The following is an 18,496-nucleotide window of genomic DNA, read 5'->3' as shown; positions in this document are numbered from 1 at the left end:
CATACTAACAAAGAGAATGGGAGAGCCTATCGTGAGCGACCTGGAACAGCGCCTTGCCGCCCTGGAAACGCGGGTGACACAGATCGAGGATGTCAACGCCATCCGACGCCTGCAATGGGCCTATGGCTATTACATCGACTATAACCGGCCAGAGGAAGTGGCCGGGCTGTTTGCTCGCGATGGCGCGGTGGTGTTCCTGTCGGGCGAATACCGCGGTTATGAAGGGATCATGCGCCTTTATGGCACCTGGTTCCAGAACCTGTTCACCGGCGGGCGGCGCGGGCCGGTCAAGGGCCTGCTGCTCGACCATTTCCAGTTGCAGGACGTGATCACCGTGGCGCCCGATGGGCAGACCGCCAAGGGCCGCTTCCGCGGCATCCTTGCCGGCGGGTGGCACGATGCGATCTTGGATGCCAAGCCCGAAGGCATGCCGCAGCAGTTCTGGGAATCGGGCATCTACGAAAACGATTACGTCAAGGAAGACGGCGTCTGGAAGATCAAGCGGCTGGACTACATGATGCAGTGGCAGGCCGATTACGAAACCGGCTGGGCCAAGACCACGGCCCACCTGCAGCCAGCAGTGATGTGCTATCCCGAAAATCCGATCGGGCCTGATGTGATCCTGCCCGAAACGCAAGTGCGCGAGACCTGGCCGCACCGCCAGGAAGTGCCGATGAGCTTTGCCCACCCGGTGCTGGCCGCAGCCTTTGCCGTGGGAGATTTCACCCCGCTGCAGAAAAAGTGGCCTTGAGCGATGCACTAGTGGGACCCCGGATCAAGTCCGGGGTGACGATAAAAAGAGAACCAATCTATCAACTTACCGTCACCCCGGACTTGATCCGGGGTCCCGCTTCCTTCGGTGCGGCAAGTGCGGTCGTGGTGTCAGCCGTCGCTAACGCCTTCCCACTGCGTCATCCGCGCCAGCAGGCGGCCGGAGGCGCGGCGGAAGGCGGCGCGGTCGCGCGCGTTGAAATCGGCGAACAGCTGGCGACTCACCTGGGCCATGGCCGGCACGGTGCGATCGAACATGGCCTGGCCGGCCGCGCTCAGGCGGAAGGGTTTGCGCCGACGGTTGCGCAGGTCTTCGCCCGGTTCGACCAGGCCTTTTTGGTGCAACGCAACAAGCGCGCGGCTGACGTTCATCGGCGGCACGCCCATGATCTCTGACAGCTCGTGCCCGGCCATTTCGCCTTCCCCGCCCAGCGCCAGGATGATGCGCAGATCGGTGGGCGCCAGGTCCAGCGGCTCGGCCACACCGGTGCGCATGGGATTGGAAACAAAGGTGGCAAGTTTCAACAGGTCCACCAGCAGGGCGGCATCCTCGTCCACGCCATCCATGGCGTTGCGGGGTGGTTCGGCGGGGGCTGCTGGCGGCGGCGTGCGGCTGGTCATGGCACTTACTATGACAACCTTGGCAAGCGCGGCAAGGGGCCGCATGAATTGCTGCGCCGCACGGTAAACGGCCCGGATTTCTGCGGGTTTTTCCGGCGCGGCACGCGATAGGGCTTGTTGTTGGATTGCATCAGATGTTATTATCCGGGCGTGGCTGAAAACGCCCTCTTGCGCTCTGCTAATTAGTATGCCTAACTAACAAACAGAACGAGGCTCGATAACGGGCCGATCCAGGAGAGGGGCTTATGGCCAGCATGATTCCCAACACGCATTTGGTGCGGCTTTTTGCCGCCGGCAGCGCTACTGCCATGGCATTGGCCCTCGGCGCTGCGGCGCACGCTGCCGAGCCGGCACCCCAGGCCCAGGCACCAGCCCCGCAGGCCGCGTCGCCCCAGGGTGATGCGCAGGCCGCCGCCGCTGGCGATGACCAGGGCATCCGCGAAATCGTAGTGACCGCGCAGTTCCGCAACCAGCGCCTGCAGGATACGCCGCTGTCGATCACCGCGGTCGACGCCGGGCTGCTCGCCGCGCGCAACCAGACCGATATCTCGCAGATCGCGGCGCAGGCGCCCAACGTGCAGCTCACGCAGATGGGCGGCGCCTATGGCTCGTCGATGGCGGCCTACATTCGCGGTATCGGCCAGGCGGACTTCAATCCCGCCTATGAACCGGGCGTGGGCATCTATGTCGACGATGTCTATTATGCCACGCTGACCGGCTCGGTGATGGACCTGCTCGATCTTGAGCGGGTGGAAGTGCTGCGCGGGCCACAGGGTACGCTGACCGGCCGCAACTCCATCGGTGGCGCGATCAAGATGTTTTCGGTCAAGCCGCAGCCGGGCGATTCCGGCCAGATCGAAGCGGTCTATGGCGCGCGCAACCGCGTCGATCTGCGTGGCAGCCTCAACTTCCAGCTGGCCGATGGGCTCTATGCCCGCGTGTCGGGCGTGTACAAGCGCCAGGACGGCTATGTCGACGTGGTCGATTATGGCTGCGCGCACCCGGGCAACAGCCTGGGCCTGACGGCGGGCGCCAACGTGCCAACCAACTGCGTCACCGGCAAGCTGGGCGAGAAGAACTATTCGGGCCTGCGCGGATCGCTGCGCTACAACCCCAACGACCGCATCGATTGGGTCGTCACCGGCGATTATACCTACGAAAACCGCTCCAACGCGGCCGGCGTGGTGACGGTGGACGATACCACCAAGACCGACGGCATCAATTTCATGTGCGGCCCGCGCTGCACCTATGCCAGCTGGTACATGGGGGCCGGCGGCCAGGCGGCGCAAAGCTATTCGATGCCGCGCAACACGGTGTTTTCCGGCTGGGGCGTTTCCAGCAACCTCACCGTGGGCCTGACCGACGATCTCAAGCTGGTGTCGATCACCGCCTATCGCAAATACAAGCAGACGTTCGGTACCGACGACGATTTCACCCCCGATCCGAACATTGCCGGCGCCGGCTACAACGACCTGCGCTTCCACTTCTTCAGCCAGGAACTGCGCCTCAACGGCAAGATTGGCGATCTGGCCGACTGGACGGTCGGCGGGTTCTACAACGACCAGACCTCGGTCTATTTCACGCGGCAGGACATCCGCTACATCGGCCATGGCGCGCCGTTCCTGTTCCTGCAATTCCAGGGCAACGACCCGGTCAACGCCAACAGCAAGGCCGCGTTCGGCACGCTGATCCTGCACCCGGCGCCGGGCCTCAACATCACTGGTGGCCTGCGCTATACCAAGGAGCACAAGGACTATACCTTCGTGCGCCAGAACTGGGCCGGCGGCCCGCTGGTCGATCCGTTCGGCGTGGGCGCGCTCAATGGCTCGGTCGCCAACTACAATGGCAGCAAGCTGGACTGGCGCCTGTCGGTTGACTATCGCTTCAATCCGCAGCTGCTGGCCTATGCCACGGTCAGCACCGGCTTCAAGGGCGGCGGCGTGACCGCGCGGCCGTTCACCAAGAACCAGGCGGTCAACGGCACGTTCACGCCCGAAACGCTCACTGCCTATGAAATCGGCATCAAGTCTGACCTGTTCGATCGCAAGGTACGCTTCAACCTTTCGGGCTTCGTGAACGATTACAAGAACATCCAGCTCAACCTCGCCGATTGCTCGGTGCTCGACGGGTTCCCGATCGGCACCGATCCGTTCCCGTGCGCGGCGGTGGGCAATGCCGGCGACGGCAAAATGTGGGGCGCCGAAGCGGAATTGACCGCACGCCCGGTCGAAGGGCTGGACATCGACGCCACGCTGAGCTGGATCGACGGCGAATGGAAGCGCCTGGGGCCGACGGTGGGCCAGTCCATCCAGCTGCAGGACCCGATCGTTACCCCGCACTGGCGCGGCAGCCTGGGCATCCAGTACCGCATCCCGGTGGAAGGCCATGGCTCGCTCACCCCGCGGTTTGACCTTGCCTATACCGGCAAGCAGAACATCGGCCGCCTCACGCCCACCAGTGCGCTGGACTACAACCCGGCCTTTGCCTTGGGCAACGCGCGCTTGACGTGGAAGAACGAGAAGGAAGACCTTACCGTCGCGTTCGAAGTGCAGAACGTGTTCAACAAGTACTACTACCTGCCGATCCGCTTCTCGGCGCTCTATGCCTCGGCCGGCACGGTCTACAGCAATGTGGGCCGTCCGCGGGAATGGGCGCTGAGTGTCGCCAAGAAGTTCTGATCGCTTTTCCGGTCATGAGGGGAAAGGGGCAGCCTTTGCGGGCTGCCCCTTTTCGTTTGGCGGATTATCCTTGCTCTAATCGTATCATTTGTTAGCGTTTGCGGCAGGGCCGAATCCGGCCAGGCCAGGGGAGAGACCGATGCTCGATCGCGCCGGCTATGAACGCTATCTCGCCGCGTTCAACGCCAGGGACTATGACGGCGTTGCCGATTTCTATGTCGATCCGCCGCGCATGGAATTCTTTGGCATTGTCATCACCACCCGGGAAGAGCTCAAGGCATTCTATGCCTGGCTGCATTCCTGCGTGAAGGAAACCGTTTCGATCCATAACTTTGCCGCCAGCGAGACGGCAACCGCGGTGGATGCGATCGTGCGGATCGAGGCGCTGCGCGACCTGACGCGCGACGAACTGGACGCCAAGGGCGCAACCGGCTTCTTTCCCATCCGCGCCGGCGAGGTGCAGGAAATACGCCAGTTCATCTTTTACACCACGCGGGCGGGGCGGATCGAGAAGGTGGAATGCGCTTTGCCGCCCCCGCTTGTCGCCTGAACCATTTGGCCTGCTGCGGTCGATCAAAGGATTTGTCCATGCTGCTTCCCCACGGCGTTCATATCGCCCATCCCGAACGCCTCTATATCGGTGGGCAATGGGTGCCCGCGCACAGCGGCCGCCTGATCGAGATTATTTCGCCTGATAGCGAGCAGGTGGTGGCCCGCGTGGCCGAGGCGGACGCGGCTGACATGGATGCGGCCGTCGCGGCGGCGCGCGCGGCGTTCGATCATGGCCCCTGGCCCGACACGCCGCCGGCGCAGCGCATTGCGGCATTTCGCGCGATGATCGATCATCTGCGTCCGCGCGCCGATGAACTGGCCCGCGCCTGGACCGCGCAGATCGGCGGGCTGGCCAGCTTTGCCGGGCCGATGCACCAGGGCGCGCTGTTCGCGCTCGACGGCATCGCCGGCTTTGCGCAAGACTTTCGCTTTATCGAGCAGCGCCCCAGCCATGCGGCGGCGGCCGCGCTGATCGTGCAGGAACCGGTGGGCGTGGTGGCGGCCATCGCGCCGTGGAACGGCCCGTTCGGCATCATGGCCAACAAGGTGGCCTATGCCCTGCTGACGGGGTGCTGCGTGGTGATGAAGCCATCGCCCGAAACCCCGCTGGAAGCCTATCTCATTGCCGAGGCGGCCGAGGCGACGGGCCTGCCGCCCGGCGTGGTCAACCTCGTGCCCAGCCACCGCGAGGCAGCCGATCACCTGGTCAACAATCCTGGCGTGGACAAGGTGAGCTTCACCGGATCGACCGTGGCGGGCAAGCGCATCGGCCAGGTCTGCGCCGGGCGCGTGGCGCGCTGCACGCTGGAACTGGGGGGCAAGTCTGCCGCGATCGTGCGCGACGATTTCGCGATCGATCATGCGGCCAAGCTGCTGACCGGCACGATCACGATGATGAGCGGGCAGGTCTGCGCGATGCTGAGCCGGGTGATCGTGCCGCGCGCGCGCCATGATGAACTGGCCGATGCCATCGCCCGGGAAATGCGCGGCGTGGTGATCGGTCACAGCGATGACCCCGCCGCCCAGCTGGGTCCGGTGGCAATGCAGCGCCAGTTGGAGCGGATCGAGGGGTATATTGCGCAGGGCAAGGCCAGCGCTGACCTGGTGACCGGCGGAAGCCGCCCCAGCCATCTCAACCGTGGCTATTTCATCGAGCCGACGCTGTTTGCCAATGTGAACAATGCCGATGCCATTGCCCAGGAAGAGATCTTTGGTCCGGTGCTGGCGCTGATCCCGGTGGAGGACGAGGAAGAGGCTGTGGCGGTGGCCAATGCCAGTGCCTATGGCCTCAACGGTTCGGTGCTGACGCACGATGCCCAGGCTGCCTGGACGATCGGCCGACGCATCCGCACCGGCGGCTTTGGCCAGAACGGCCTGCGCATGGATTTTGGCCTGCCGTTCGGCGGCTTCAAGCAATCGGGCGTGGGCCGCGAGGGCGGGCCCGAAGGGCTGATGCCCTACGTCGAAACCAAGACCATGCTGCTTGATGCCCTGCCCGAGGGGCTTTGAGCGCGGAAAACAGCAAGGCCCGGCCGCACTGGATCGCGGCCGGGCCCCTCGTCTGTTCCCGCAATCAGGCGCGCCTGATCAGTACGGGATCGGCTCGTTGGTAAAGGCATTGGCAAAGTCGCCCGGCAGCATCACGGCCGAACGCCCGCTGACCAGCATGCTACCAAACACGGCAGCGACGGTGTTGCCCTTGCCCTCCTGGCGGTGGGTGCCCTTCATGGCGTAGGTCTTGCCGCCCACGGTGATCTTTTCGAAGGTCACCTCGAACTTGCCCGACTTGCCGCCGATCGCCTTGCCGGTCTTGAAGGTGATCGCGCCTTCCACATGGCTACCGCGCGGGATCACCATCTGGCCGCCGTCGGTTATATCGTTGACCACGGCAAAGCCGACCTTGTCGCCCAGGTTGATCTTCTTGGACGAGATTTCCGCCTCGGGCGTCAGTTGGACCATGGTGTTGGCCGGCAGGGCCTTGGCCGCCGTCTGTGCCACGGCCACCGGCATGCCCAAGCCGAGCGGTGCAGTGACGCACAATGCGAGCGCCGCGGCTTTGAAAAATCCTGAAGTCACCCCAATTCCTCCCCATGACGAAACGTCCGTGTGCGTCGACGTATCGGTAACCCATGTTTGTAACAAGACGATATTATCCGACACACATTCCAAAATGGTGGCAACTCCATCTCACCCCAACTCCAGGCACCCCCCATCGACATAAAGATCGATGCCGTTGATGAAGCTGGCCTCGCGGCTGGCCAGAAACAGCGCGGCGCTGGCGACTTCTTCGGCCGTGCCCATGCGGCCGATCGGCACCACAGCCGAGAGCATGTCGCGCATACCGGCGATTTGTTCGGGGCTGACATCGCGCTTGAAGATTTCGGTCTCGGTGGGGCCGGGACTGATCAGGTTGACGCGGATGCGGCGCGGGAGGAGTTCCTTGGCCACGATCCGCGCCATGGCGCGCAGACCTGCCTTGGCGGCGGCATAGGCAACGTTGCCCGGCACGGCGGCCAGCGATCCGATCGAGCCTGTGATGACGATGGCGCCGCCATCGCGCATCAGCGGCAGCGCATTCTGGATCGCAAAGAACGCGCCGCGCAGGTTGACGGTGTGGATATCGTCCCAGAACGTCTCGGTCACCTCGGGCACCATGGCAAAGCCGCCGACGCCGGCGTTGACGAACAGCACGTCGATGCCGCCCAGCACTTGCTCGATCTCGGCCAGGGCAGCGCGGGTCTGCTCCACATCGCCCATGTCGGCGCGCACCGCCAGCGCGCCGAGTTCCTCGGCCGCCTCGTGCAGGGTTTGCGGGTTGCGGCCGGTCAGCGCCAGGCGCGCGCCCTCTGCCGCGAACTGGCGCGCGGCGGCAAGGCCGATGCCGGAATTGCCGCCGAGGATAGCGACGCAGGTGTTGTCAAAGCGCATCGTGGGGCCTTTCAAAACATCGGCAGGGGATTGACCGGTGCGGTCGGCACGTCCTGGATCACGTCCCAGTGCTCCACGATCATGTCATCTTCGCACCGGAAGATATCGACCACGGCCAAGCCGGGATCGCCCTGCCAGCGCTGCACGTGGGTGTGCACCACGACGTGGTCGCCATCGACGAAGCTGCGATGGATGGTTTGCCGCGCATCGGGCGATTCGTGGCGGACGCGGTCGAGAAAGGCCTTGAGCGCGGGCACGCCCGGCTCTGCCAGCGAGCTGTGCTGGACATAGCTGGGCGCGATGTAGCGATCGACCGCACCGCTATCCATCGCGATCAGCACATCGTGGTACATCGCCAGCACGCGATCGAGCAGGGCCTGTTCGGCGGGCGTTCTGGACATCGGCATTTCTCCCGGGCTGCATCTGCGGCAAGAGGGTATCTCCCCCCTTTCATTCTAACAATTGATAGGATATGTCGGTTGCATAACCGCGTCAAAGGCTTGTTGCCCCAAGGCCGCGAAAAGGGAGAGACGATGGACCGCGAGGCCCTCTATGCCGCACTCGATGCCTTTCTGGCTGCCCTCGGCCAAGGGGCTTCGGCCCAGGTCAACTGGGCGAGCGATGCGCTGTTTTCCGAAAACAATGTCATGCTGGCCACCGACGATGGCGTGTGGGGCACGGTGCAGGGGCTGGGCGATTATCGCCTGCGCTTTACCGATGTGCGGACCCGCCAGGTCGGCTATTTCGGCACGCTGATCGAGGCGATCGAGGAATCGGCACTGACGGTGCGGCTGGCCCTGAACGAGGCGGGCGAGGTGGCGGAGGCCGAGCTGCTGATCGTGCGCCAGTCGGACAGCGGCATCAAGTTTGAAAACCCGCGCTATTGGGACAAGCCGATCCTGCACCGCGAGCCGGAAAGCCCGGTGGACCGCGCCGAAATGGTGCGGCTGTCCAACGGCTATTTCGACACGCTGCAGCGCAACGATGGTACGATCCACACCCGGTTCCACCCCGATTGCCAGCGGGTGGAAAACGGCGTGCAGACCACGCGCAACCCCGAATTTGCCAGGATCGTGCCGGTATCCGCACTGGGCTGCGAAGAGCAGTTCCGCATGGGCAACTATCGCTATGACGACGAACTGCGCGCCCGGCGCTTCCCCCTGGTGGACGAAGAGCGCGGGCTGGTGCTGGCGTTTGGCTTCATCGATCATTCCGGCCGGATCGACGAGTATCAGCTGACCGATGGTCGCACTGTGAAAAGCCCGGTACGCCGGCCGCACAGCTTCTACATCTCCGAGCTGTTCAAGATCGACCATGGCATGATCGAGCAGATCGAAGCCAATTTCATCACCGTGCCCTATCGCATGCCCAGCCCATGGGATGCGCTGTGATGCGCGGGGTTTGGGGATGGTTGCGGGGGGCTTCGACAGGCTCCGCCCGAACGGCTCACTTTACCTGGTTCCCGTTCGCCCTGAGCTTGTCGAAGGGCCGTGCGGGGCGCGCGACTGCGGGGGGCTTCGACAAGCTCAGCCCGAACGGGGAGGGGCGGAAGCTGGCCCACTCTCCCCTCCTCTTTAGAGGAGGGGCCGGGGGTGGTGGAAATCTGGCGCCAGGTATCCACCACCCCCCGACCCCCTCCTCTGAAGAGGAGGGGGAGAAGAGCGCCATCTCCGTTCGCCTGGGGTTTGGCAAAGGGCGCTGGCGCAATATGGCGATCCTGGCGACGGCAAGCCTGACGCTGGCCGCAGCCGCGCCGCTGACGCAGGGCGCCGGCAGCGAATGGATCGAGCCGGGCGGTGACGCGGGCAAGACGCATTGGTCCACGCTCACCGCGATCAACCCGGCCAATGTGGCGCGGCTAGGCCTGGCCTGGGACGCAGACTTGGGCACCGCGCGCGGGCAGGAAGCCAGCCCGGTGATGCTGGGCGGGGTGCTCTATGTTGCCGGCAATGCCGGGCGCGCCTATGCCTATGACGCGGCGAGCGGGCGCGAACTCTGGCGGTTCGAGCCGGAGGTGGACATGCAGCGCAACCGCACCGCGTGCTGCGACATGGTCAACCGCGGGCTGGCCGTATCAGGCGGCAAGGTGTTCATCGCCGCGCTCGACGGGTGGATGTACGCGCTCGACGCCAAGACCGGCGCCGTGGTGTGGAAGACCGATTTCATCGAAGACCGCAAGCGCGGCGACAACTCCACCGGCGCGCCCGAAGTGGCCGGCGACCTGGTGGTCATCGGCATGGGCGGCGCGGAGTATGACGTGCGCGGCTATGTCACGGCGCTCGATATCAAGACCGGGGCGATCCGCTGGCGCTGGCACGTGGTGCCGCATGATCCCGCGTTCGGCCCACAGGAAACGCCCGAACTCGAAGCGGCGCTCAAAACCTGGGACCCCAAGAGCCGCTGGGACGTGGGCGGCGGCGGCGCGCCGTGGGACGCGATCAACTATGATCCCGAAACCGGGTATGTCCTGGTCGGCACCGGCAATGGCGGCCCTTATGCGCGGTCAAAACGGTCGCCCGCCGGGGGGGATAACCTTTATCTCGGCTCGCTCGTCGCGCTCGACCCCAAGACCGGGCGGATGGTCTGGCATTACCAGGAAACACCCGAAGACAATTGGGATTTCACCTCTACCCAGCCGATGATCCTGACGCACATGGCAGTCGACGGGCAGACGCGCGGGGTGATCCTGCATGCGCCCAAGAACGGCTTCCTCTATGTGATCGATCGCAAGACCGGCCAGGTGCTGCGCGCCAATGCGATCGCGCGGGCCAACTGGATCAAGGGCTTCGAGCCGGGCACGATGAAGCCGATCCTTGATCGCGCGGCGGCGGACTATACCGATGGGCCCAAGATCGTGTTTCCCTCCACCGTGGGGGCGCGCAACTGGTTTCCCGCGGCCTATAGCCCGCAGACCGGCCTCTATTACGGATCGGTGGCCGATATCGGCAATCTGATCTTCATGACGCCCGGCGCCAAGCCCTATCGCGCCCGCGCGCTCAACAACGATGCCGCGCTGATCTTTACCCCCGATGTGGTGGCGGCCACGGAAACGCTGCCGCCGCCGATGGCGCAGGCGGTCAAGGCGCTGCCGGCCTATGCGCAGGCCAAGGCCGATCCCGGCAAGAGCCAGTTGCGCGCGATCGATCCGCTGACCGGCAAGACGGTGTGGGCGGTGGACAGCGAAGGCTGGCAGGACCGGGGCGGCGTGCTGGCCACGGCATCGGGCCTGATCGTGCAGGGCACGCTTTCGGGCAAGCTGGTGGTGCGCGATGCGCGCAATGGCGCCGTCTTGAAGACGATCGAGACCGGCAGCCCGATCATGGCCGCGCCGATCACCTATGCCGTGCGCGGCGTGCAATACATTGCCGTGCAGGCCGGCTGGGGCGGGGGCGGCTGGGCGTTCACCCCGCGCTATTCGGCCGCCTACAGCCGTGGCAACCAGAACCGCCTGCTGGTCTTCCGCCTGGATGGCGGCAAAGTGCCGCTGCCGCCGCTGCTGCCCCCGCTGGAAGTGGCGCCGCCACCGCCGGCCCAGGCGCCCGGGGTGACGGCGGCCACGATCGCGCGCGGGCAGGGGCTGTTCTTTGCCAACTGCGCGATCTGCCATGCCAATATCCACCGCTCGATGGCGCCAGACCTGCGCCGCATGCAGCCCGGCACGCACGAGGCGTTCAAGCAGATCGTGCTGGAAGGCGCGCTGCTGCCGGCCGGCATGCCACGCTGGGACGACGTCTTGCGCCCCGATGATGCCGATGCGATCCATGCTTACCTGATCGATCTGCAGGGCAAGACGCGGGCCGATGAACTGGCCAAGCAGAAGGCCGGCAAGCCGCTCGACGGGCCGAGCCTGACCATCCTTTCCAACTATTGAACCGAACGGGCCGCTTCCCATGGACTTTTCCACGCTCGACAATCCCCGCCTGGAATTCGCCTTTGCCTGCACGCTGAAATTCACGCGGGTGCAGATGATTCCCGACTTGCCCAGCGGCGGCATGCGCAGCGCGGTCTATGTCGACGAAGGCGTGTTCGAGGGGCCGCGCCTCAAAGGCCGGGCGGTGCCCAATTCGGGCGGGGACTATGCGTTCTTCCGCAGCGATGACACCGCCGTGTTCGATGCGCGCTATGTGCTGGAAGTGGACGATGGCACGCTGATCTACATGCAGAACAAGGGCTTTCTGTGGGGGCGCGAGGCCGGCACGATGGATCGCCTGCGCGCCTGGGCCTTTGCCGGCGGCGCGCCGGTTCCGCATGCCGAATACTATCTGCGCGCACAGCCCACGTTCGAGACCAGCAAGGGCCCGCACGACTGGCTGACGCGGCACGTGTTCATCGGCGTGGGCGAGCGGCGCCCGGACGGCAACCACGTGAAGTATTACGCGCTGACGTGAGCCGCTCACAGGGGCACGTTGGCATTTTGTAATTATCTTCGCGATGGCCGCTTTGCTATCGGCGGCGCTCCTTTGAGGGGCGTGTGGCATGGCGTGGCGTGTGATGAGGCAGGGTGTGGCCCTCGCGGCAATAGCGGGCGGGGCGTTGGCAACGCAGCCGGCCCTGGCCGCGCCAGAGGAAATCCAGGTCTACATGGACGAGATGGACCAGCCCGGCCATTTCGGCCTCGATACCCACATCAACTATGTGGCTGATGGCACCACCACCGATGACTATGCCGGCGCGCAGCAGGCGCTGCACCGCCTGCGCGTCACGCCCGAGTTCTCCTATGGCATCACGCCCTATCTGGAAGCGGGGCTCTATCTGCCGCTGGCCACGCTCGATGGGCAGGGCCGGCTCGATCCCGGCGGGGTCAAGACCCGGCTCAAGTTCATCGCGCCGCGCCGGCCCGGACAGAACTGGTGGTGGGGGGCCAATTTCGAGATCGGCCACGTCGATCACAAGCTCGACATCAATCCGTGGAATGCCGAGCTGAAAGGTATCGTTGGCACGCGGCTGGGCAAGTGGACCCTGGCCGAAAACGCCAATGTCGATTTCGTGGTGTCAGGCCCGGTCGGCCATTCGCCCGAAGTCGAGTTCGACACCCGCGTCGCCTATGCGATGACGAAGAAGGTCTCGCTGGGCGTCGAAAGCTATAACGGCACGGGCAGCTTTGCCCATTTCGGCAACTTGCATGGCAGCGACCAGTCGATCTTTGCCGTGGCCGATGTGGACCTCGGGCGCTGGGCGCTCAACCTGGGGGTTGGCCACGGCTATGGCACCAATGCCGATACCACGATCGTCAAGGCCATCGTCAGCCTGCCGTTCGAGCGCATCCTGGGGCGGCGCAACGCGGTTGATTAGGGCGTGTGGACGGGTTCAATGGTGCGGGGAACGACTTAGATTGTTGGGTAGCTGCCTTGTCAGGGATGGCCAACATTGCAATCGAGGTCCAACGCTCTAGTCGTAAGCCGGTACTAAAGACTTCAAACAGTGCAGAGGCACGCGATAAATGTTGTCGGCTCGTATCATATTGCTTTGTCCCGCAGCTTTTATGGTTTCGTGTGGCGGAACAGGAAGCACCCAGCGGCCCGACGACAACCCCCAAGCATCGTTCAGGTATCAATGTATTATAGTGAATGAACTAGGCGAAGGATCATTCACGAAGATTGACGGAAAAATTTTCGACGTCGTCACATCAAGGCCCGATGCAGATCGGCTCACAAAGGCTGTGTCGAATACTCCTAGTCGCAAGTACTTGTATGCTAGGGTGTGCGTGCAAGGTTTTTTTGAATACAAGATCGGCATGATCGGACATGTGCAAACTGAACCGCGCGTATTCATTAAGCTTACAAAATTTGAGATTATCTCATCCGACAATGATCTGGATGAGCTTCGTGCACTGATGAAAGGTGCACCACTGCCTGCTAAGAGTGATGTGTTCTAACGCGAAAAGGCGGAACGGCAACAACTGGGCGAAACTGGTCATCCGAATTTCCCCGCCCCGCCTAATACGCCGCGTTGACATCAAGCGACGGGGCGTTGGCCTTGGCTAGGATATCGCGCAGCCCGACGTTTTCGTCGGGATAGCGGATGTCGGTGATTTTCCAGCCTTCCTCCTTGCGGGCCATGGCGATCACCAGGTGCACGGTGGGGCCATCGGCCACGCCGCTGCGGGTCACGGTGACGTGGGCCAGGGCTTTGTGGGCATCGGCATGGGTGATCGTGATGGTCTGCTGCAGATCGGTGGGGTTGTTGCACAGGCAGAGCGGATTGCCCGCCAGCGACGAGCCGGTGCCGCGGGTGGTATCGGCGAGCAGGCCGGCCATTTCCTCGGAAAAATAGCGGTGGCGCAGGTCGCCCACGGTGGAAACCGCCCCGCCAAGGCCATCGTCGGCAAACATGGCCTTGAGAAATGCGGTGGGATCGTCGGGTGTCGCCGCCGAGAAGATGCCGGCCTGGCTGCTGGCGCCGGACGGCTCGGCATCGAGCGTGCCGGCGATATCGGGCGTATCGCCATCGTGCGAGAACAGCCGCGACAGCCGGCTGCAGCCGGTGGTGCCGGCCAACGCAGCCGTGGCGAGAGCGATGGTGACGAAAGGCTTGGTCTTCATGCCAGGTGCTTGGCTCGCTGCAAAGTCCTGGTCCCCGCCCGCGATGATAGCCGGGGCTGGGCGGCTTGGCGATACAAATCATGTGATGGCGGCTTGACCGACCGCGGGATTGCAGGCAGAACAATAACAATTGTTAGAAAATGAGTCCCGGTTGCGGGACCATGATGGGAGAGATCTGCCGGTGAAACTGCACCTGCCGCCCCGCGTCAGCCCCCAGGGCTTTGCCGCCGCGCTCAAGGCCTATGAAGGCGTGGTGGGCAAGGACTGGGTCATGGCCAGCGAAAGCGACCGTGACGCCTATTCCGATATCTATGCCCCCGGCGATGCCGAGCAATGGGCCGCCAGCGCCGCCGTGGCGCCGGCCAATGTGGAGGAAGTGCGGGCGGTCGTGCGCCTCGCCAACGAGCACAAGACCCCGCTGTGGCCGGTCGCGCGCGGCAAGAACCTGGGCTATGGCACGGCCGCGCCGCGCATGGCCGGGTCGATCGTGCTCGATCTGGGGCGCATGAACAAGATCATCGATATCGATCCCAAGCTGGCCACTTGCGTGGTGGAACCGGGCGTGGGGTTCTTTGACCTGCACGATGCCATCCTGCGCGGCAATCACCCGTTGTGGATGAGTGTGCCGGGCAATGGCTGGGGCTCGGTGATCGGCAACGCGCTTGATCACGGCATCGGCTATACCCCCTATGGCCTCCATGCCCGCAACCTGTGCGGGCTGGAAGTGGTGCTGCCCGATGGCGACCTGCTGCGCACCGGCATGGGGGCGATGACCGGCAACCCGGCCTGGCACCTGTTTCCGTTCAGCTATGGCCCGACCTATGACCTGGCGTTCACCCAGTCGAACCTGGGCGTGGTCACCAAGGCCGGGCTGTGGCTGCAACCCGCGCCCGAAGCCTCGCTCGAGCTGATCTTCGACATTCCCGAAGAGGGGGATATCGGCTGGGTGGTCGATACCATCGCCCCGCTCAAGATTTCCGGGCTGATCGAGCAGAACGTGTTCATCCCCAGCTGGCTGGGCAAGATGGTACTGAAAGGCCAGCGCCACGATTTCTGGGACAAGCCGGGCGCCATCCCCGAATGGCGCGTGGCCGAGCTGCTCAAGCAGTACAAGCTGGGCTACTGGCAGGTGGCGCTGCGCCTTTATGGCGAGGAAAGCGTGATCAAGGCCAAGGCCGAGATCGTGAAGGCGGCGATGAAGCGCCACCTGGCCGCGCCGCCGCAGGAAAACTGGTGGCGTCAGGGCGATGCTATCGGCCAGTACGAGATCACCATGGGCGTGCCTTCGGCGGTGCCGCTGCAGATGTCTGACTGGATCGGCGGGCGCGGCGCGCACATGGGCTTTTCCCCGGTGGTGCCGGCGAGCAGCGAGCATGTGCTGGGGCAGTTGAAGCGCAGCCGCAAGATCATCGCCGATCACGACGTGGATTTCTATGCCAGCTTCACCGTCGGCGGGCGCTTTGCCAACAACATCAACATGCTGATGTACGATCGCGATGATGCCGCGATGGTTTCGAACATGAAGGCGCTGTTCAACGCGCTGATCAGCGAGACGGCCAAGGCTGGTTATGGCGAATACCGCACGCACCTGGGCTGGATGGACCCGGTGATGGACACGTTCGATTACAACAACCACGCGCTGCGCCGGTTCGACGAGCGGGTCAAGAACGCGCTCGATCCCAACGGCATCATTGCGCCGGGCAAGCAGGGCGTGTGGCCCGCCGCCTATGCCGCGCAGCGCCATTCCGCGCCGCAGGATAGCGTGACCAAGGGAGGCAAGGCATGACGCGCACCATTCTCGCCGTTGCGGCGATCGTTCTGGGCGCCTCGGTTGCGCTGGCGCAGGCCGGGGCGCCGCATGCGCCGATGGGGCCGCCGCCGGGGCCGCCGCCACCCTATCAGTTGCGCCCGGCCTATCCGGCGGGCGATCGCACCGCTGCGGGCGGCAATGGCAAGGTGCTGTTCGAGGCACACTGCGGCTATTGCCACTTGGCCGGGGGCATGGGCACCAACCTGGTGACCAAGCAGCAGATGATGATGGGCCGCACACCCGACCAGGGCCTGCTGGCCAACCGCACCGATCTTACCGCCGATTACGTCAAGGCCGTGGTGCGCGGCGGTAAGGGCGCCATGCCTACGCAGACCCGCGTCGATATCACCGATGCCGAACTCGATGCCGTGGCAAAGTACCTGGGGAAGGCGGGCTGATGCGCGTGAGGCTCGATCGCCGCACGCTGCTGCGCAGCGGCGCGCTGGGGGCTGCCGGCGTGGCCCTGCCGGCCGGTGCCCAGGCCATGGTGCCACCCGCGCTGGTGGTGTTTGACAGCCGCGTGGCAGAAAGCCGCGCTTTTGCCGCCGGCTTTCCGCTGGCCGCGCGTCACGATCTGGCGCTCGGCCCCCTGGCGCTGCGCCGCCGCCTGGCCACGCTGGACCAGGGGCGCGTCGAAGGGCTGACAGGGTGGAGCGACTGGGTCATGCTGCGCGGTGCCGCGCGCGGACAGGGTTTGCGCCCCACGGCCGAGCGCGCGGTGGCCGCGCCGCTTTCGGGCAAGCGGCACCTGTTCCGCTGGAGCATGGCAGCACGGAGTTGATCTGCCCTTTGAGGCAGCAAACGTGAAACGCACGCAGATGGCGGCTTGACCGCCGGCAATCCGCATTTAGTATGCAACACTAACAAATACCGGGGTAACCGGAATCGGGAGAGTCGATGCCATAGCCGCGTGTTCGCCTGTGGTTTTTGCCCGCCAACCTGGCGCTTCCCGGTTCCGCCGATATGCGGATGAGGAGAAGCCATGCGTGCGATTGATTACTTCGACCGGGGCCATGACCGCGATCCCGCGCGGCTGGCAGTTGTCGATACGCAAACCGGCCTGAAGCTGACCTTTGCCCAAACCAAGGAATTGAGCGAGCAGATCGCCGCCGCGCTGCAACGCCATGGCTTTGAAAATCAGGACCTGCTGGGCCTCTATGGCCCCAACGATGGCATGCTCCTGGTCGTGCTGCTGGCGATGTGGCGCGCCAATGGCAAGTGGATCCCGGTCAACACCCGCAATGCCATCGATGCCAATGCTGCCTATATCAACTATGTGCGCTGCAAGTGGCTGGTCTATCATTCCAGCAAGGCCGATGAAGTGGCGCAGCTGAAAGCGCTGTGCCCGGTGATGCAGCATTTTGTCTGCCTTGATCGGCGCATGGGCGATGATCCCAGCCTGGAGGAATTCATCGCCGGCGTGACCGCGCAGGATTTCGTCGAGCCCGAGATCGACGCATTCGGCAACCTGTTCGATCTGGTCGGCATCTTTCCCACCGGCGGCACTACCGGCCCGTCGAAGGGTGCCAATGTCACCAACCTGGGTTGGGGCACGATGATCGAGACGGCGGCCGATGGCATGGGCGGGCGCACCGCCGATCCTGTGGCGCTGGTGTCTGCGCCGATCACTCACGCCGCCGGGCCGATTTCTCTGTCCACGCTCAGCCTCGGCGCGACGCAGGTGATCCTGCCCGGCTTCGATGCCGAAGCCGTGCTTTCCGCGATCGAGGAGCACAAGGTCACCCACATGTACCTGCCGCCCACGGCGTTGTACCAGCTCATGGCCTCGCCGCAGATCGGCGCGCATGATTATTCGAGCCTGAAGATCTTCATCCTGGTGGGGTCGCCCTGCTCGCCCGAAAAGCTGCGCCAGGCGGTGGAAATCTTTGGCCCGTGCATGTGCCAGGCCTATGGCCAGGTGGAATGCCCGATGATCGTGGCCTGGTTCCCACCCGAAGACGTGGCCCGCTTTGCCCGGGAGGCGCCCGAAAAGCTGGCCGCCTGCGGCAAGCCGACCCGCTCGATCAAGGTGGCGCTGCTCGACGATGATGGGCAGCCGGTCGCCTTGGGCGAGGCTGGCGAAATTTGCGTGCGCGGCGCGCTGGTCACGCACAGCTATTTCGAAAAGCCCGAGGAAACCGCCGAAATCCGCAAGTTCGGCTGGCACCACACTGGTGACGTGGGCAAGCTTGATGCTGACGGCTACCTCTACATCGTCGATCGCAAGAAGGACATGGTGGTCTCTGGCGGGTTCAACGTGTTCACCGCCGAGGTCGAGGCGGCCGTGACCGAACTGCCCCAGGTGCGCGAGGCCTGCGTGTTTGGCATCCCGCACGAAAAGTGGGGCGAGCAGGTGCATGCCGTGGTGGTGGCCCAAGGGGTGAGCGAGGCGGACATCATCAGCTTTGCCAAAGCGCGGCTGGGCGGGGTGAAGGCGCCCAAGTCGGTGGAGTTTGTCGACGCCATTCCCCGCACGGCGGCCGGCAAGATGGACAAGAAGGCCCTGCGCACGAAATACTGGGGCAATGCCCAGCGCATGGTGAACTGAACACAGTGAACTGACCTGAAAAATCAGGCGCAAGAACGACGTGACA

General features: G+C 64.4%; 17 protein-coding genes. 12 read left to right on the top strand and 5 right to left on the bottom strand.

What is annotated here, in order from left to right:
- The first annotated feature begins 31 nt into the window (after positions 1-31).
- On the top strand, positions 32-751 hold the full coding sequence (locus tag C8K14_RS13070) for a nuclear transport factor 2 family protein (RefSeq protein WP_107716981.1): 720 nt from the start codon (positions 32-34) through the stop codon (positions 749-751).
- Between the two features lie 131 nt (positions 752-882).
- Here C8K14_RS13070 and C8K14_RS13065 read toward each other — a convergent pair whose 3' ends face one another.
- Entirely contained in the window at positions 883-1,392 is a 510-nt protein-coding gene (locus tag C8K14_RS13065; RefSeq protein ID WP_022677404.1) for a MarR family winged helix-turn-helix transcriptional regulator, read from the bottom strand.
- 245 nt (positions 1,393-1,637) lie between these two features.
- Between C8K14_RS13065 and C8K14_RS13060 the strand changes: the two genes are divergently transcribed.
- The 3 genes from C8K14_RS13060 to C8K14_RS13050 all read left to right on the top strand — a co-directional run bounded on the left by C8K14_RS13060 (position 1,638) and on the right by C8K14_RS13050 (position 6,131).
- Positions 1,638-4,070: a TonB-dependent receptor gene (locus C8K14_RS13060; protein WP_107716980.1), complete on the top strand. Its 2,433-nt coding sequence runs from the start codon at positions 1,638-1,640 to the stop codon at positions 4,068-4,070.
- Between the two features lie 139 nt (positions 4,071-4,209).
- Positions 4,210-4,620, top strand: a complete 411-nt coding sequence (locus C8K14_RS13055; protein ID WP_107716979.1) for a nuclear transport factor 2 family protein — start codon at positions 4,210-4,212, stop codon at positions 4,618-4,620.
- Between the two features lie 38 nt (positions 4,621-4,658).
- A complete protein-coding gene (locus C8K14_RS13050; protein ID WP_166643358.1) occupies positions 4,659-6,131 on the top strand; it encodes an aldehyde dehydrogenase in 1,473 nt (490 codons plus the stop codon).
- Between the two features lie 78 nt (positions 6,132-6,209).
- Here the strand turns inward: C8K14_RS13050 and C8K14_RS13045 are convergent, their stop codons facing one another.
- The 3 genes from C8K14_RS13045 to C8K14_RS13035 form a co-directional block, all read right to left on the bottom strand.
- Positions 6,210-6,698: a hypothetical protein gene (locus C8K14_RS13045; RefSeq protein WP_133816483.1), complete on the bottom strand. Its 489-nt coding sequence runs from the start codon at positions 6,696-6,698 to the stop codon at positions 6,210-6,212.
- A 111-nt stretch (positions 6,699-6,809) separates the two neighbouring features.
- Positions 6,810-7,550, bottom strand: a complete 741-nt coding sequence (locus C8K14_RS13040) for an SDR family oxidoreductase (protein WP_107716977.1) — start codon at positions 7,548-7,550, stop codon at positions 6,810-6,812.
- 11 nt (positions 7,551-7,561) lie between these two features.
- The gene (locus tag C8K14_RS13035) at positions 7,562-7,951 is read right to left on the bottom strand and encodes a nuclear transport factor 2 family protein (RefSeq protein ID WP_107717030.1); all 390 of its coding nucleotides are present in this window, start codon (positions 7,949-7,951) and stop codon (positions 7,562-7,564) included.
- Between the two features lie 132 nt (positions 7,952-8,083).
- Between C8K14_RS13035 and C8K14_RS13030 the strand changes: the two genes are divergently transcribed.
- From C8K14_RS13030 to C8K14_RS13015, 4 genes are all read left to right on the top strand, one after another.
- Complete coding sequence (locus C8K14_RS13030) at positions 8,084-8,941, top strand: hypothetical protein (protein ID WP_107716976.1); 858 nt, start codon at positions 8,084-8,086, stop codon at positions 8,939-8,941.
- A gap of 317 nt (positions 8,942-9,258) precedes the next feature.
- The gene (locus tag C8K14_RS13025; protein WP_107716975.1) at positions 9,259-11,421 is read left to right on the top strand and encodes a PQQ-dependent dehydrogenase, methanol/ethanol family; all 2,163 of its coding nucleotides are present in this window, start codon (positions 9,259-9,261) and stop codon (positions 11,419-11,421) included.
- Between the two features lie 19 nt (positions 11,422-11,440).
- A complete protein-coding gene (locus C8K14_RS13020; protein ID WP_022677395.1) occupies positions 11,441-11,938 on the top strand; it encodes a DUF3237 domain-containing protein in 498 nt (165 codons plus the stop codon).
- Between the two features lie 145 nt (positions 11,939-12,083).
- Positions 12,084-12,842, top strand: a complete 759-nt coding sequence (locus C8K14_RS13015) for a hypothetical protein (protein ID WP_133726812.1) — start codon at positions 12,084-12,086, stop codon at positions 12,840-12,842.
- Between the two features lie 644 nt (positions 12,843-13,486).
- Here C8K14_RS13015 and C8K14_RS13010 read toward each other — a convergent pair.
- Complete coding sequence (locus tag C8K14_RS13010; protein ID WP_107716973.1) at positions 13,487-14,092, bottom strand: DUF3828 domain-containing protein; 606 nt, start codon at positions 14,090-14,092, stop codon at positions 13,487-13,489.
- A 181-nt stretch (positions 14,093-14,273) separates the two neighbouring features.
- Here C8K14_RS13010 and C8K14_RS13005 point away from each other — a divergent pair, with 181 nt between their 5' ends.
- The 4 genes from C8K14_RS13005 (at position 14,274) to C8K14_RS12990 (ending at position 18,450) form a co-directional block, all read left to right on the top strand.
- Positions 14,274-15,878, top strand: a complete 1,605-nt coding sequence (locus C8K14_RS13005) for an FAD-binding oxidoreductase (protein ID WP_107716972.1) — start codon at positions 14,274-14,276, stop codon at positions 15,876-15,878.
- Positions 15,875-16,300 (top strand): cytochrome c, encoded by a 426-nt coding sequence (locus C8K14_RS13000; protein WP_054132641.1) that lies wholly within the window; start codon positions 15,875-15,877, stop codon positions 16,298-16,300. The genes C8K14_RS13005 and C8K14_RS13000 overlap by 4 nt, the downstream gene beginning before the upstream one ends.
- Positions 16,300-16,683 (top strand): hypothetical protein, encoded by a 384-nt coding sequence (locus C8K14_RS12995; protein WP_107716971.1) that lies wholly within the window; start codon positions 16,300-16,302, stop codon positions 16,681-16,683. The genes C8K14_RS13000 and C8K14_RS12995 overlap by 1 nt, the downstream gene beginning before the upstream one ends.
- A gap of 201 nt (positions 16,684-16,884) precedes the next feature.
- On the top strand, positions 16,885-18,450 hold the full coding sequence (locus tag C8K14_RS12990) for an AMP-binding protein (protein WP_107716970.1): 1,566 nt from the start codon (positions 16,885-16,887) through the stop codon (positions 18,448-18,450).
- Positions 18,451-18,496 lie beyond the last annotated feature (46 nt).

This window comes from Novosphingobium sp. GV079 (assembly GCF_003058045.1).
GTDB classification, from domain to species: domain Bacteria; phylum Pseudomonadota; class Alphaproteobacteria; order Sphingomonadales; family Sphingomonadaceae; genus Novosphingobium; species Novosphingobium capsulatum.
This window is presented reverse-complemented; position numbering and strand designations above follow the sequence as displayed.

Excerpts from the sequence above, each read along its gene's own strand:
- C8K14_RS13055 (WP_107716979.1), top strand. The coding sequence starts at position 4,210 with ATGCTCGATCGCGCCGGCTATGAACGCTATCTCGCCGCGTTCAACGCC.
- C8K14_RS13035 (WP_107717030.1), bottom strand. The coding sequence starts at position 7,951 with ATGTCCAGAACGCCCGCCGAACAGGCCCTGCTCGATCGCGTGCTGGCG.
- C8K14_RS13020 (WP_022677395.1), top strand. The coding sequence starts at position 11,441 with ATGGACTTTTCCACGCTCGACAATCCCCGCCTGGAATTCGCCTTTGCC.
- C8K14_RS13010 (WP_107716973.1), bottom strand. The coding sequence starts at position 14,092 with ATGAAGACCAAGCCTTTCGTCACCATCGCTCTCGCCACGGCTGCGTTG.
- C8K14_RS13000 (WP_054132641.1), top strand. The coding sequence starts at position 15,875 with ATGACGCGCACCATTCTCGCCGTTGCGGCGATCGTTCTGGGCGCCTCG.
- C8K14_RS12990 (WP_107716970.1), top strand. The coding sequence starts at position 16,885 with ATGCGTGCGATTGATTACTTCGACCGGGGCCATGACCGCGATCCCGCG.
- C8K14_RS13065 (WP_022677404.1), bottom strand. The coding sequence starts at position 1,392 with ATGACCAGCCGCACGCCGCCGCCAGCAGCCCCCGCCGAACCACCCCGC.
- C8K14_RS13030 (WP_107716976.1), top strand. The coding sequence starts at position 8,084 with ATGGACCGCGAGGCCCTCTATGCCGCACTCGATGCCTTTCTGGCTGCC.
- C8K14_RS13025 (WP_107716975.1), top strand. The coding sequence starts at position 9,259 with ATGGCGATCCTGGCGACGGCAAGCCTGACGCTGGCCGCAGCCGCGCCG.
- C8K14_RS13040 (WP_107716977.1), bottom strand. The coding sequence starts at position 7,550 with ATGCGCTTTGACAACACCTGCGTCGCTATCCTCGGCGGCAATTCCGGC.
- C8K14_RS13050 (WP_166643358.1), top strand. The coding sequence starts at position 4,659 with ATGCTGCTTCCCCACGGCGTTCATATCGCCCATCCCGAACGCCTCTAT.
- C8K14_RS13060 (WP_107716980.1), top strand. The coding sequence starts at position 1,638 with ATGGCCAGCATGATTCCCAACACGCATTTGGTGCGGCTTTTTGCCGCC.
- C8K14_RS12995 (WP_107716971.1), top strand. The coding sequence starts at position 16,300 with ATGCGCGTGAGGCTCGATCGCCGCACGCTGCTGCGCAGCGGCGCGCTG.